At 44.1% G+C, this 11,756-nt stretch carries 13 protein-coding genes; 10 read left to right on the top strand and 3 right to left on the bottom strand.

Annotated features, from left to right (window positions below):
• The first annotated feature begins 247 nt into the window (after nucleotides 1–247).
• From rfbD to HMPREF0671_RS08580, 9 genes are all read left to right on the top strand, one after another.
• Nucleotides 248–1,126: a dTDP-4-dehydrorhamnose reductase gene (rfbD, locus tag HMPREF0671_RS08615; protein ID WP_036899518.1), complete on the top strand. Its 879-nt coding sequence runs from the start codon at nucleotides 248–250 to the stop codon at nucleotides 1,124–1,126.
• A gap of 279 nt (nucleotides 1,127–1,405) precedes the next feature.
• Entirely contained in the window at nucleotides 1,406–2,584 is a 1,179-nt protein-coding gene (locus HMPREF0671_RS08610; protein WP_036899515.1) for a HAMP domain-containing sensor histidine kinase, read from the top strand.
• A 199-nt stretch (nucleotides 2,585–2,783) separates the two neighbouring features.
• Complete coding sequence (locus tag HMPREF0671_RS08605) at nucleotides 2,784–3,320, top strand: DUF177 domain-containing protein (RefSeq protein WP_036899512.1); 537 nt, start codon at nucleotides 2,784–2,786, stop codon at nucleotides 3,318–3,320.
• Between the two features lie 6 nt (nucleotides 3,321–3,326).
• Nucleotides 3,327–3,512 carry a 50S ribosomal protein L32 gene (rpmF, locus tag HMPREF0671_RS12050; protein WP_084589749.1) on the top strand — a complete coding sequence of 62 codons (186 nt, stop codon included), beginning with the start codon at nucleotides 3,327–3,329 and terminating at the stop codon, nucleotides 3,510–3,512.
• Nucleotides 3,512–4,510: a beta-ketoacyl-ACP synthase III gene (locus tag HMPREF0671_RS08600; RefSeq protein WP_036899508.1), complete on the top strand. Its 999-nt coding sequence runs from the start codon at nucleotides 3,512–3,514 to the stop codon at nucleotides 4,508–4,510. The genes rpmF and HMPREF0671_RS08600 overlap by 1 nt, the downstream gene beginning before the upstream one ends.
• A 119-nt stretch (nucleotides 4,511–4,629) precedes the next feature.
• On the top strand, nucleotides 4,630–5,511 hold the full coding sequence (era, locus tag HMPREF0671_RS08595) for a GTPase Era (RefSeq protein ID WP_036899505.1): 882 nt from the start codon (nucleotides 4,630–4,632) through the stop codon (nucleotides 5,509–5,511).
• 72 nt (nucleotides 5,512–5,583) lie between these two features.
• Nucleotides 5,584–6,897, top strand: a complete 1,314-nt coding sequence (gene der, locus HMPREF0671_RS08590; protein WP_036899502.1) for a ribosome biogenesis GTPase Der — start codon at nucleotides 5,584–5,586, stop codon at nucleotides 6,895–6,897.
• A 5-nt stretch (nucleotides 6,898–6,902) separates the two neighbouring features.
• A complete protein-coding gene (locus HMPREF0671_RS08585; protein WP_036899498.1) occupies nucleotides 6,903–7,301 on the top strand; it encodes a hypothetical protein in 399 nt (132 codons plus the stop codon).
• A 4-nt stretch (nucleotides 7,302–7,305) separates the two neighbouring features.
• Nucleotides 7,306–7,593, top strand: a complete 288-nt coding sequence (locus HMPREF0671_RS08580) for a TfoX/Sxy family protein (protein WP_369793979.1) — start codon at nucleotides 7,306–7,308, stop codon at nucleotides 7,591–7,593.
• Nucleotides 7,594–7,684: 91 nt separating this feature from the next.
• On the opposite strand, the gene HMPREF0671_RS08575 is transcribed toward HMPREF0671_RS08580, so the two are convergent.
• The 3 genes from HMPREF0671_RS08575 to HMPREF0671_RS08565 form a co-directional block, all read right to left on the bottom strand.
• Nucleotides 7,685–8,446: an ABC transporter ATP-binding protein gene (locus tag HMPREF0671_RS08575; protein WP_036899497.1), complete on the bottom strand. Its 762-nt coding sequence runs from the start codon at nucleotides 8,444–8,446 to the stop codon at nucleotides 7,685–7,687.
• Nucleotides 8,447–8,458: 12 nt separating this feature from the next.
• Entirely contained in the window at nucleotides 8,459–9,205 is a 747-nt protein-coding gene (locus tag HMPREF0671_RS08570) for an ABC transporter permease (protein ID WP_036899493.1), read from the bottom strand.
• A 77-nt stretch (nucleotides 9,206–9,282) separates the two neighbouring features.
• Complete coding sequence (locus HMPREF0671_RS08565) at nucleotides 9,283–10,629, bottom strand: ATP-binding protein (protein WP_036899491.1); 1,347 nt, start codon at nucleotides 10,627–10,629, stop codon at nucleotides 9,283–9,285.
• 630 nt (nucleotides 10,630–11,259) lie between these two features.
• Here HMPREF0671_RS08565 and greA point away from each other — a divergent pair.
• Nucleotides 11,260–11,727 (top strand): transcription elongation factor GreA, encoded by a 468-nt coding sequence (gene greA, locus HMPREF0671_RS08555; RefSeq protein WP_036899485.1) that lies wholly within the window; start codon nucleotides 11,260–11,262, stop codon nucleotides 11,725–11,727.
• The last annotated feature ends 29 nt before the right edge of the window (nucleotides 11,728–11,756 follow it).

The following is an 11,756-nucleotide window of genomic DNA, read 5'->3' as shown; positions in this document are numbered from 1 at the left end:
CTTTTTGGGGGATTATTTTCAATCATGGAGCAATTTGACTCTGCGCACCTACCAAAATTATGAAAATGATGTGGAAGATTCCACAGTTTTTTACAGCGAAATTTATGCGCTAATTTGGGACACAAAAGATTATTAATCGAGTAATGATAAATGCAATCAAGGGCAGAAGATATTAAGTTGAATGCTAAGGATACGAAGTATCCACGCTTGAAAGATATGGTTTCACCTTTTGAATTTAAGAAGTGATATGAATATATTGGTAACGGGCGCCAACGGGCAGCTGGGGAATGAGATACAGATAGTCGCCAAGGAGAGTGAGCACGACAAGTATATATTTACCGACGTGTGCGATGGATATATGCATTTGGACATTACTTCTTTGGATGATATAAGGCGGATGGTACGTGAGTATGGCGTGAAGTGTATCATTAATTGTGCTGCATGGACCAATGTAGATGGGGCGGAGGCACCGGAAAAGTATGAGTTGGTAGAGAAGTTGAACGCCAAAGCACCGGAAAATCTGGCAATGGTGATGAAAGAAGTAGATGGGTTGCTCGTGCACATCAGTACTGATTATGTGTTTGGGGGCGACCCTTATAACACGCCTTGCAAGGAAAATCAGAAAGGAACTCCCACCGGTGTGTATGGCCGAACAAAGTTGCTAGGTGAGCAATTGATTGCATCTACCGGGGTGAAGCATATCATTCTGCGTACAGCGTGGCTTTATAGTGAATTTGGTAAGAACTTCGTGAAGACGATGATTCAACTCACGGCTACGAAGCCTCAATTGAAAGTTGTATTCGATCAGTGCGGTACGCCGACCTATGCAGGCGATTTGGCGAATGTCATCTTTGACATTGTAGAGAGTCGTAAGTACGAAGGGAATACGGGAATTTATCATTTTTCTAATGAGGGTGTGTGCTCGTGGTATGATTTCACTATCAAGATTGCGGAGTTGGTGGGGAATACTGATTGTGATATTCAGCCATGTCATAGTGATGAGTTCCCCTCGCCTGTGAAGCGTCCGGCTTACAGTGTGCTTGATAAAACGAAGATAAAGGATACGTTTGGAATCAAGATTCCTTATTGGGTAGATAGTTTGGAGAGGTGTATAGCTAATATGTAGGAATCGTATTGTGTTTTCCTTGATTTACTGCCACGCCCTCGCAGCATTGCTGTGGGGGCGTGGCAGTTTTGTTGAAAGGGCGATACAGCGATACTGAGGGGCCATTGCAGGAGCCCCACCCCACTCCAATCGTTTTAGTAGACAAGTTAATAAGTTAACCAGTAAACAAGGTTTTAAGTTGATAAGTAGACGAGTTGGGAGTGAGAAGTAAGGAAATGGGGGTGTGGGTTGTGGCTTGATGAGATATAATATTTCACGAAGTACTGCGTTAAATAGTATATGCTGTGGACAGATAGAATTAGGCAAGTGAAGCTACTGTTGGTTAGTGGGGCTATCGTGATTGCGATAGTGTCGCTTGTCGTGTCGCATATCTTGACGTGTGACCTGTCTATGGAGGAGCGGCAGAAGATGGAAGTGTGGGCGGAAGCTATGTCGGCGTTGAACCGAGCTGACCAGAATACGGACTTGGGATTGGTGTTGAAAGTGATGAACGGGAACAATATGATACCGGTGGTCGTGATGGATAACAGGGGAGAGGCGCAACTTTTCCGCAACGTGGAGATGCGAAAGGGGGCGTATGCGGATAGTTTGGAGCAGGCTAAGGTGCTTGGCAGACAACTGAAAGCTGCCGGCCGATGCATTCGTATTCAGTTGAACGACTCTGTAAAAAGTGATTACGTGGATATCTGTTATGGTGAATCGCTGATGCTCAAACAATTACAGCGTTATCCATATGTGCAATTGGGCGTGGTGATGTTGTTTGTCGTGGTGGCTATTTTCGCCTTGTTGACCTCGAAACGAGCTGAACAAGACAAGGTGTGGGTGGGACTCTCGAAGGAGACCGCACACCAGTTGGGTACGCCCATCAGTAGTTTGATGGCTTGGACAGAGATGCTGAAAGAGACTTATCCACAGGATGATTTGATTCCGGAGATGGATAAGGATGTGAAGAGACTGGAACTAATAGCCGATAGGTTTTCTAAGATCGGGTCGCTTCCGGAACTCGTGCCGACGAATATGGCGGAGGTATTGAGTCATGTGGTAGACTATATGGATCGCCGAACATCCAATAAGGTGAGGATAACGATGGAACTGCCCGACCACGATGTACAGGTAATGATGAATAGTCCGCTGTTTGAATGGGTGTTGGAAAACCTGTGTAAGAATGCCGTGGATGCGATGGCTGGCGAGCGCGGAAGCATCGTTTTGCATGTGGAAGAGGACGAGAATAGCGTGATACTCGATGTAACGGATACGGGAAAAGGAATTCGGAAGCGTGATGTGCATAATGTGTTCCGTCCCGGATTTACGACGAAGAAGCGCGGTTGGGGACTGGGATTGTCGCTCGCTCGTCGCATCATTGAGGAGTATCACAAAGGGCGTATCAGCGTGAAAGCATCGGAAGTGGGAGTGGGAACGACGTTTAGAATCGTATTACCTCATCTTAATCTACTCTAATGGATGAAGTAGAAAGACTTTATTCGGTGGTCGTTGCGAGATGAGGTTGTAGTAAATAGCTCTTTTCGGCTTTCTGTTCTTTTGTCTCCTTATATTATATAAAAGAGATGAGAAATGCACATTTTGGATGTTTTGTACATTTAGTTTTTCTCATTTAATTATTTGTATATCAGAATTTATTCGTAACTTTGCAGCCCGTATGGGTAGTTTAGAACCATTTAAGATAGACTTAAAGGGGCTGGAAGAGGGCGATACCAAGCTCGTCTTTCATCTTGACGATAGTTACTTTGAGGCGATAGACGCTCCCGAAGTGAAGCGAGGCGAGTTGCGTACAGACCTTTCCATTCATAGAGTGGGGGACTTCTTTGAACTCGACTTCCACACAGTCGGTACCATACAAGTACCATGCGACCTCTGTTTGGAGGATATGGCGCAGTCCATTGATACCCGGAACAAGTTGGTCGTGAAGTTTGGTGAGGATTATATAGAGGACGATGACCTAGTGACGGTGCCTGAGAATGAGGGTGTAGTCGACGTGTCATGGTTCATATATGAGTTTGTGGAACTCGCCATTCCGTTCAAGCATGCGCATGAGTCGGGGGAATGTGACCCTGCAATGTTGCAACTGCTGAAAGCACACTCGGCTACGGAAGGTGCTCATGAGGATAATGCTGAAGACAATATGGATCCTCGTTGGGCCGGATTAGAGAAAATAAAAACAACAATTAAAGAATAAATAAAAATGGCACATCCTAAAAGAAGACAATCGAAGACTCGTACACTCAAGAGAAGAACGCACGATAAGGCAGTAGCCCCCACATTGGCTGTATGCCCTAACTGTGGCAGTTACCACGTATATCACACAGTATGTCCTACTTGTGGATATTATAGAGGTAAGTTGGCAGTTGTAAAGGAAGTAGCTGAATAATGGAGAAAATTAATGCCATTATCACAGGTGTTGCGGGATATGTACCTGACTACGTGCTCAATAATGAAGAGCTCTCTAGGATGGTGGATACCAACGACGAGTGGATAACGGCACGCACGGGTATTAAGGAACGCCGCATTCTGACAGAAGAGGGGCTTGGTACGAGCTATATGGCGCGTAAAGCTGCTAAACTTTTGATACAGAAGACAGGTGTAGAACTGGATACTATTGATGCGGTAATCGTGGCTACGACCACGCCAGATTATATCCATCCGTCTACAGCATCTATCGTATTGGGCAAGTTGGGATTGAAGAATGCATTCGCATTCGATTTCTCTGCTGCTTGTTGCGGATTTATGTATGCTTTCGACGTAGCCTGCAATATGATTCAGAGTGGACGCCATAAGCGTATCATTGTGATTGGAGCAGACAAGATGTCGGCAATAACCGACTATCAAGACCGTAGCACTTGTGCGCTGTTTGGTGATGGTGCGGGTGCCGTAATGGTCGAAGGTACGACGGAAGATAATGTTGGTTTGATAGATTCTTATCATCGTACAGACGGTAAAGGTCTACCATTCCTGCACGTCAAAGCCGGTGGTTCGGTATGCCCTTCGTCTCATTTTACAGTAGACCATCGCCTACATGCCACTTATCAAGAGGGGCGTATGGTGTTCCGGTATGCTGTAACGGCTATGGGCGATGACTGCATGGAATTGCTGAAACGTAATGGATTGACTCGTGAGGATGTTAGTTATATCGTTCCTCATCAGGCTAATCTGCGTATCATCGAGGCGGTTGCAAAGCGCATCGAATGTCCCATGGACAAGGTACTTGTCAACATCCAGCGCTATGGTAACACCAGTGCCGCTTGCATGCCTTTGGTATTGTGGGACTTCGAGAAGCAGTTGAAGAAGGGCGATAACATCATCTTCACAGCTTTTGGAGCCGGATTTGTGAACGGAGCCAGCTATTATCGCTGGGCTTACGACTCATAGACAGCTTAGATTTGACTCTCCGTTGCGAGGGTAGAAGATTTTTATAATAAATAGAATACGGAGAGACGCATCTTTATATTAGTTAAGGATGCGTCTTTTTGTCCTAAAAGGAGGTAGAAATGCATAAAGCCGGATTTGTTAATATCGTCGGCAACCCAAACGTAGGGAAAAGTACTTTGATGAACCAATTGGTGGGTGAGCGCATCAGCATCGCCACCTTTAAGGCTCAAACCACGCGTCATCGTATTATGGGTATTGTGAATACCGATGATATGCAGATTGTTTTCTCCGATACACCGGGTGTTCTGAAGCCGAATTATAAGATGCAGGAGTATATGTTAGCGTTCTCTGAATCGGCCTTGACCGATGCAGATATCCTGCTTTACGTGACCGATGTGATAGAGAATCCGGAAAAGAATATGGAGTTTCTGGAAAAGGTTAGCAAGATGACAATTCCGGTATTGCTGCTCATTAACAAGATAGATGAGAGCAATCAAAACTCATTAGGCGACATCGTAGAGCATTGGCATCGCTTATTACCCAATGCCGAGATATTACCAATATCGGCTAAGAACAAGTTTGGTGTGGATGTATTGTTGAAGCGCATTAAAGAATTGTTACCCGATTCTCCCCCTTATTTCGATAAAGAACAGTTGACCGACAAGCCCGCGAGATTCTTTGTCTCGGAGATAATACGCGAGAAGATACTGCTATACTACGACAAGGAGATTCCTTACAGTGTGGAAGTGCGTGTGGAAAGTTTCAAGGAAGAAGAGAAACAAATCAATATCGGGGCGGTCATTTACGTTGAGCGCGATTCACAAAAAGGTATTATCATCGGCCATCAGGGTGTCGCATTGAAGAAGATGAACATGGAATCGCGCAAGACTTTGGAAAAGTTCTTCGGCAAAAAGATATTTCTGGAGACCTTCGTTAAGGTTGATAAAGACTGGCGCAGTTCCAAGAAAGAGTTGGAAAGTTTCGGATATAACCCGGAATAGGAGACCCATTAGCTCCTCTCCGTCCCTCCCCAAAGAGAGAGGGTGATATAATTCATGATTTATTATTAATATATGGCAAATTTAGTAGCAATTGTAGGACGTCCGAATGTGGGCAAGTCTACGCTTTTCAATAGATTGACACAGTCGCGTAGGGCGATTGTTAGTGATACCGCAGGCACCACCCGTGACCGTCAATACGGCAAGTGTTCGTGGAACGGAAACGAATTCTCGGTGGTTGATACCGGTGGTTGGGTCGTAAATTCGGATGATATTTTCGAGGACGCTATCCGCAAACAAGTACTCATTGCCACCGAAGAGGCCGACTTGGTGTTGTTCCTTGTCGACGTAACTACGGGTGTAACCGACTGGGATCAAGACGTGGCTCAGATTTTACGTCGAGCTAAATTGCCTGTTATCTTGGTAGCTAACAAGGTTGATAACAGTGCAGAATATTATCAAGCTGCCGACTTTTATAGTCTCGGACTGGGCGATCCACAATGTATCAGCGCTGCTACCGGTGGCGGGACTGGTGACTTACTCGACCTGCTTTTGGCGAAACTAGAGAAGAAGGTAGATGAAGTATTGGAAGAAGATATTCCTCGTTTCGCTGTCGTTGGTCGTCCGAATGCCGGTAAAAGCAGTTTGATTAATGCTTTTATAGGCGAGGATCGCAATATCGTTACAGAGATTGCAGGCACCACACGAGACAGTATCTATACTCGTTACGATAAGTTCGGTTTCGACTTCTATCTTGTTGACACAGCCGGAATCCGTCGTAAGAACAAGGTTTCGGAAGATCTGGAGTTCTATTCCGTTATGCGTAGCATCCGTGCCATAGAGAATAGCGATGTTTGTATATTGATGGTTGATGCGCTACGTGGTATTGAAGCGCAGGATATGAACATCTTCCAGTTGGTTCAGAAGAACAATAAATCGCTCGTGGTAGTAGTAAACAAGTGGGATTTAGTGGAGGATAAATCGCAAATAGCCATCAAAACTTTCGAGAATGCGATACGCGAACGTATGGCTCCATTCGTTGATTTCCCCATCATCTTTGCTTCAGCGCTTACCAAACAGCGCATTTTTAAGGTGCTGGAAACGGCTAAACAAGTCTATTTGAATCGTACTTCGAAGGTGGGGACATCCAAGTTGAACGAGGTGATGTTGCCTATTATCGAGGCTACTCCACCTCCATCTATCAAGGGAAAGTATATCAAAATCAAGTATTGTATGCAGATTCCGAACACGCAGATACCATCGTTTGTATTCTATGCCAATCTGCCTCAGTACGTCAAAGAGAACTACCGTCGCTTCTTGGAGAATAAGATACGCGAGAATTGGAGCATGCACGGTTGTCCTATCAATATCTTTATTCGTCAGAAATAAGTGCGATGAAGAGACTTCCTGTATTGCTATTGACCTGTATATTGCTCAGTTTTGCAGCCTGTGGTGGCAAGCAAGACGACCAAGGAGAGTTGGCTGCGCGTGCTGCTAAGCTCTATTACGACTATCTATTGCATGGTGATTACGATGCTTTTGTGGCCGGAACGTATCGCCCAGATAGTCTTCCTGCAAGTTATCAGAAGCAATTGGCCGACAACGCGGCCATGTTTATCGGACAGCAAAATGACGAACATCGTGGTATTAAGGATATTCGTATTGTCAGTGGTAAGGCCGATACGGCTAAGCATGTAGCTCAAGTGATGATGCAAATAGTCTATGGTGACAGCACCAACGAGCAGATAGTGGTGCCTATGGTGCAGCATAAGGGCGTGTGGTATTTAAGATAAAGATATGGCCAGTCAATTAGATTATGTACAGTATGTGGCCGACCAAGCTGCTGGAGCAGGCGTAATTACCTTCAGAAAGATGTTTGGTGATTACGGAATCTATTGCGATGGGAAAATTTTCGGCCTTATTTGTGACGATCGGTTCTTTGTGAAACCGACTCAAGCGGGAGCAACTTTGCTTGGAACTCCCGTATTGGCGTCACCCTATGATGGGGCGAAAGACTACTTCCTTATATCGGATGTGGACGATAGGGATTTTTATCTCGGCTTTGGTAAAAGCAACTTGTGCTGAATTGCCTATGCCTAAAGTCAAGAAGAAAAAGTAATATTTGAAATTTTTATTAGGGATGGTATCCGCCAAGCGGATACCATTTTTTGTTTTATTATCCTGTAGTATTAGCGGCCTTTACTTTACGGAAGAGGTCGGAAGCAAACACCAATGCATTGAGTTTCTCGTTCGTCGAGTTCATCACCTCGTCTTTGCTACCCTGCCATTCTTTGTGCCCTTGATAGATAAAGAGAATATTCTCACCGATGCCCATGACTGAGTTCATGTCGTGGGTATTGATGATGGTAGTAATACCAAACTCCTTGGTGATGCCTGAAAGCAGTTCGTCAATGACAAGCGAGGTCTTCGGATCGAGTCCGGAGTTAGGCTCGTCGCAGAACAGGTACTTGGGATTCAGCACGATGGCACGTGCTATGGCCACACGTTTTTGCATACCTCCGGATATTTCTCCGGGGAATTTGTTCTGCGCATCCAGCAAGTTTACGCGTGCCAAGCAGTCTTGTGCCCGCTTCTGTCGTTCTCTCAGTGTCATGGTAGAGAACATATCCAGTGGGAACATCACGTTTTCCAATACGTTCAGCGAGTCGAATAGGGCTGCACTTTGGAATATCATGCCCATCTCTCGACGCATCATGACGCGCTCACGCTTTGACATTGTCACGAAGTCGCGTCCATCGTAGAGCACTTGACCAGCTGTTGGTTCGAGCAATCCCACGAGATTTTTCATCAAAACTGTCTTTCCGCTACCGCTTTGTCCGATGATAAGATTGGTCTTACTGTCCTCAAACACCACATTGATGTCTTTGAGTACGGTCTTGTCTTCGAACGATTTAGTGAGATGTTTTACTTCTATCATTGTATGCGGAAATTAAGATAAGAGTTGAGTGAGGAACACATCCGAGAACAATATCAGCACACTGCTGCTCACAACAGCATCGGTACTCGATTTTCCTACTTCAACAGAACCGCCTTCGACGGTGTATCCGAAGTACGAAGACACGCTAGCTATGACGAAGGCGAAGAATGTACTCTTGATAATACTCATCCATACGAACCATGATTTAAATGCATGTTGCAGGCCCAATGTCAAGTCATCGGGCGACAACATGTGCCCTATATAAGCCGTGGCGTATGCACCTATGATACCCATGAACGAACTGAAAATGACAAGAAACGGCATGATGGTCATCAGCCCTAATATCTTTGGCAGGATGAGATAGCTTGCCGAGTTTACGCCCATGATGTCAAGTGCATCGATTTGTTGCGTCACTCGCATTGTTCCCAATTCGGAAGCGATGTTCGACCCCACCTTTCCGGCCAATATCAGACACATGATAGAACTGGAAAACTCCAGCAACATAATCTCGCGAGTAGTATATCCCGTTACCCATCGAGGCATCCATGGACTTTGGATATTCACTTTCATCTGAATGCAAATCACTGCTCCGATGAAGAAAGAGATGAGCAAAACGATGCCAATGGAGTCGATACCCAATTGCGACATCTCCTTCACGTATTGTTTGAAGAACATGCGCATGCGTTCGGGACGGTTGAATGTGCGCCCCATAAGCAGTAGGTATTTACCTAATGTATTGAGATATTTAAAGATAAGCATATCGTTGCAAAAATACGAAATAAAGAGGAAAACGACAAACGAAGCCTTTGTTTTATTATCGTGTTGGTTAATATGTATTATTTATTTTCGTATGAATGTTGGTCTCGGAGATACTTTTTCAGCAAGAAAGTGAGGAAATAAGGAAATGTATAGAACTTACCGTTAAATCCAATGTTCTTGTTTCCTAGTTTGATTCCGTAGTGAATATCCGGATAGTGTGCACCCTCTATGAGCTTATTGAGTGATGGTGTGGAATTATCATTAGCTTTTACTTCGACAGGGATGAGCGATTTTGTGTCCCGAACAAAGAAATCCATTTCAATAGAGCTTTTATCATTGCGATAAAAATAGAGTTGGTACCCTTGTTTGACAAGCATTCCACCAACGATATTCTCGTAGAGTGCTCCCTTGTAAGTTCCGAAATTTTGGTTTAGGCGCAAGTCGTCTTGTGCCTCATCATCCAATGATGCAACGAGTAGACCGGTGTCATGGAAGTATAGTTTATAACAATTAGGCGAATAATTTCCTTTTAGTGGCAGTTCGGTATTTTCAAGCAGATAACATATATTGATGATTCCTGCATCTGCAAGCCAGTCAATGGTACCTACATATTCCCTGTTACGTGCCCCTTTGGCAATCTTTGATATTTGGAATTTTTTATAGTCTTTAGCTAGGAAAACGGGTATATGGCTGTATACTTGCTTTATTTTTCCTTTGTCCAAACCCTCTGCGTACTTGGTTATATCTTCTTCGTAGTCTCTTAGGAGCTGTCGTTGTAGATTTAGTGACCCGCTAAAATTTCCTTTTTCTATAAATTTGTTGACGACGGCCGGCATACCTCCAAGAATCATATATTCGTGGAATAGAGACATGAAGATATGCATTTCCCCCTCACTAAATGGCGTTAAGGTCGACATGTGTGTATACATGTCGTCGATAATCTGTGCATTATAGCCGCGAGCCCACAGGAATTCTTCGAAGTCCATGGAGTACATATCGTAGTCTTCTTTGTAACCTACGCTCACTGATTCAATCTCTTTGTAGCTGATGCCCATAAGTGAACCGGAGCAGATAACATCGTAGCGCCCATCTATGGCAAAGGATTTTAAGCAAGTCGCACAGCTTGGACAGGCCTGAATCTCGTTGAAGAAAATAAGCGTTTCACCAACTATGAATTGGAATTGTGGATTGCGTAGAGAGAGTTGTTTTAATATTTCGTCTACCTCGTAACCGTTTTCAAAGATAGATTTGAAATGAGGTTGCAAGACGAAGTTAACTTCTATCACACTGCGATAGTTTGCCGTGGCAAATGAACGAATAGAGGTTGATTTGCCTATTTGGCGTGCTCCTTTCACGATAATAGGAAGACGATGCTCCCGTTTGCGCCACTCTGCCAAGTATGTATCAATCTTTCTGTTAAGCATTCTAGATGTTATTAATCACAAAAAATGAACTGTTTTTAACCGTGAAATCACATTTTATGCATACAAATATAGGTAAAAATCACAAAAATCAGACTGTTTTGGGGTTAAAAATCACATTTTCCGGAAAATAAAAGGCAAGGTATTAGTTTTGTAGAGCCTATCTTTATCTTCTTTAAACTTTTTATTTCTCACTTTTTACTTCTTACTATCAGCGGACTGCAGAGGTGGGGCAACGTTGCTGTTCGGGCTTGTCAGCAAGGCTGTCTAGGCATTGCAGCGTTGTTGTTGCGCCCATGCACTAACTTCTCCTCAGTCTTCTTTCAAGAAGAGGGAGAACTTTTGAGTTGGTAAGTAGGCGAGTTTGGAACGAGAAGTGAGAAGTCTGATTAGACCGAGGAGGATTATGGGAGTGTCACTTTGACTTTGGTAACAAATATGGACAAAAGTTTTAAAAGTGTAAATTTGGGAGAAATAATTGGTTGTTAACAAAATAATGTCTATCTTTGCCAACAGAATAGACATGAAGTAGACAATGGAAAGTAGGATTCCGACAACACAAAGGCTGTCGGAATTCGTCGTTTTTGTTGTATCTCGGAAAAACTTTAAGACAATTTTTAAAATTTATTTTATATGGCATACATGTCACAAGAAGGCTACGATAATCTCGTAGCACAGCTCAAACAGCTAGAAGCTGTAGAACGTCCTAAGGCATCGGCCGCTATTGCAGAGGCTCGTGACAAGGGCGATTTAAGTGAAAATTCGGAGTACGACGCCGCTAAAGAGGCACAAGCTCATCTTGAAGATAAGATTAATAAAATCAAGCTGGCTTTGGCTGAGGCCAAGATCGTAGACGTATCTCGCCTCAGTACTGACGCTGTACAGATTATGTCGAAGGTGGAGATGACCAATCTAGCCACTAAAACCAAGATGACTTACACCATCGTGAGCGAAAGCGAAGCCGACTTGAAAGCCGGTAAGATTTCGATTAAGACTCCGATTGCGCAGGGATTGCTGAACAAGAAGGTGGGCGATGAGGTGGAAATTAAGATTCCACGAGGCACTATCAAACTGCGTATCGACAATATTTCGCTAGACTAAATCGAAAGTTTTATCAACTTATAAACAGA

Source organism: Prevotella sp. S7 MS 2 (genome assembly GCF_000762865.1).
GTDB lineage: Bacteria > Bacteroidota > Bacteroidia > Bacteroidales > Bacteroidaceae > Prevotella.
The sequence above is the reverse complement of the archived record's forward strand: the minus strand, read 5'-3'. Positions and strand labels throughout refer to the sequence as shown.

Excerpts from the sequence above, each read along its gene's own strand:
- rfbD (WP_036899518.1), top strand. The coding sequence starts at position 248 with ATGAATATATTGGTAACGGGCGCCAACGGGCAGCTGGGGAATGAGATA.
- HMPREF0671_RS08610 (WP_036899515.1), top strand. The coding sequence starts at position 1,406 with ATGCTGTGGACAGATAGAATTAGGCAAGTGAAGCTACTGTTGGTTAGT.
- HMPREF0671_RS08605 (WP_036899512.1), top strand. The coding sequence starts at position 2,784 with ATGGGTAGTTTAGAACCATTTAAGATAGACTTAAAGGGGCTGGAAGAG.
- rpmF (WP_084589749.1), top strand. The coding sequence starts at position 3,327 with ATGGCACATCCTAAAAGAAGACAATCGAAGACTCGTACACTCAAGAGA.
- HMPREF0671_RS08600 (WP_036899508.1), top strand. The coding sequence starts at position 3,512 with ATGGAGAAAATTAATGCCATTATCACAGGTGTTGCGGGATATGTACCT.
- era (WP_036899505.1), top strand. The coding sequence starts at position 4,630 with ATGCATAAAGCCGGATTTGTTAATATCGTCGGCAACCCAAACGTAGGG.
- der (WP_036899502.1), top strand. The coding sequence starts at position 5,584 with ATGGCAAATTTAGTAGCAATTGTAGGACGTCCGAATGTGGGCAAGTCT.
- HMPREF0671_RS08585 (WP_036899498.1), top strand. The coding sequence starts at position 6,903 with ATGAAGAGACTTCCTGTATTGCTATTGACCTGTATATTGCTCAGTTTT.
- HMPREF0671_RS08580 (WP_369793979.1), top strand. The coding sequence starts at position 7,306 with ATGGCCAGTCAATTAGATTATGTACAGTATGTGGCCGACCAAGCTGCT.
- HMPREF0671_RS08575 (WP_036899497.1), bottom strand. The coding sequence starts at position 8,446 with ATGATAGAAGTAAAACATCTCACTAAATCGTTCGAAGACAAGACCGTA.
- HMPREF0671_RS08570 (WP_036899493.1), bottom strand. The coding sequence starts at position 9,205 with ATGCTTATCTTTAAATATCTCAATACATTAGGTAAATACCTACTGCTT.
- HMPREF0671_RS08565 (WP_036899491.1), bottom strand. The coding sequence starts at position 10,629 with ATGCTTAACAGAAAGATTGATACATACTTGGCAGAGTGGCGCAAACGG.
- greA (WP_036899485.1), top strand. The coding sequence starts at position 11,260 with ATGGCATACATGTCACAAGAAGGCTACGATAATCTCGTAGCACAGCTC.